1 protein-coding gene and 3 tRNA genes are annotated in these 1063 nt (G+C 54.9%); 2 read left to right on the forward strand and 2 right to left on the reverse strand.

Annotation, left to right across the window (positions count from 1 at the left end; translation table 11 throughout):
- Nucleotides 1-194: IS110 family transposase (locus tag MHX66_RS10460; protein ID WP_239202863.1), on the reverse strand; the 194-nt coding region annotated here is incomplete at its 3' end.
- Between the two features lie 296 nt (nucleotides 195-490).
- Nucleotides 491-562, reverse strand: a tRNA-Val gene (locus MHX66_RS10465).
- Between the two features lie 245 nt (nucleotides 563-807).
- On the opposite strand from MHX66_RS10465, the gene MHX66_RS10470 reads away from it, so the two are divergent.
- Nucleotides 808-883: transfer RNA gene (locus tag MHX66_RS10470), tRNA-Gly, on the forward strand.
- A gap of 49 nt (nucleotides 884-932) precedes the next feature.
- Nucleotides 933-1004 (forward strand) — tRNA-Val (locus tag MHX66_RS10475).
- Nucleotides 1005-1063 lie beyond the last annotated feature (59 nt).

A 1063-nucleotide genomic window follows, 5' to 3' on the forward strand; every position in this document is an offset into this window, starting at 1 on the left:
TTGGGTTGGTCGACGATCACGAGCACGGTGCCAAGCTCCTGAAGCTGGTGAAAAACGCCTGCTAGTTCGGATTCGAGTTGGGGCAACGGTTTGTCGAAGACCTTGTTGCCATCACGGTCTAGGGCGCAGGCGTGGTGTTCAGATTTGCCGACGTCTAGGCCAAGGAATATGTCGATGGAATGCTCCGGAGACATGATGAGCTCCTAGAAAACGAGATGGGTATGGCGTTGATCCAGTCGCTGGTGTCATGACCTTCGTTGCAAGCACCCACGTTACAAAGAGACCTAGTTTGAAACTGGCCGTGTCCCTATCAGCTGTCATCGAAAGTCCTGGCACCCGGCGGCAACACCCCCCCCGGATTATGGAAACTACAGGGCAGGTAAGCCATACCGGGACCAGCGACTATCCCCATTATCGGGGACACTCACAAGGTAACGGGCACCTGGGGGAGAAAAAGAAAACCGCCCGAAAAAAGCCAGGCGGTGAACTGTGGTTCCAACTGGGTTCGAACCAGCGACCTTTCCGGTGTGAGCGGAACGCTCTTCCACTGAGCTATGGAACCTTCAAGAGGGAAAGGTACCACTAGCCACTAAGCAAGACCAAACCCCGTAGGCAGGCGACACATTCATGCCATGTTCATGCCACATTGGTGAATTGCAAGTCTGTAGTTCAGCGGTGTTTGACGGGCGCTACAGCAGGCTTCCGAAGCCCTTATCTACCTGGGGATTTGTGAACTAGGTGACTAACAGGCTAGTGTTTGTTGTCGCAGCGACGAAGAATTGCTTTTAAGCGTTCAGGGTTGCTTGTGCGGATGTAGCGCAGTTGGTAGCGCATCACCTTGCCAAGGTGAGGGTCGCGAGTTCGAGTCTCGTCATCCGCTCCACGCTCAAGCAATATCCCGGGCTGGTTTCGGGGCTTGGGTTGTTGTTTTAGCGCGTTTAGCTCAGCGGGAGAGCGCTTCCCTGACACGGAAGAGGTCACTGGTTCGATCCCAGTATCGCGCACAGGATCCCATTGCAGGATCCACCTGCGAAGGCTTTAAAACCTTCCGCACGCGGCCGCA

The sequence above is a fragment of the Corynebacterium sp. ACRPH genome (assembly GCF_022347285.1).
GTDB lineage: Bacteria > Actinomycetota > Actinomycetes > Mycobacteriales > Mycobacteriaceae > Corynebacterium.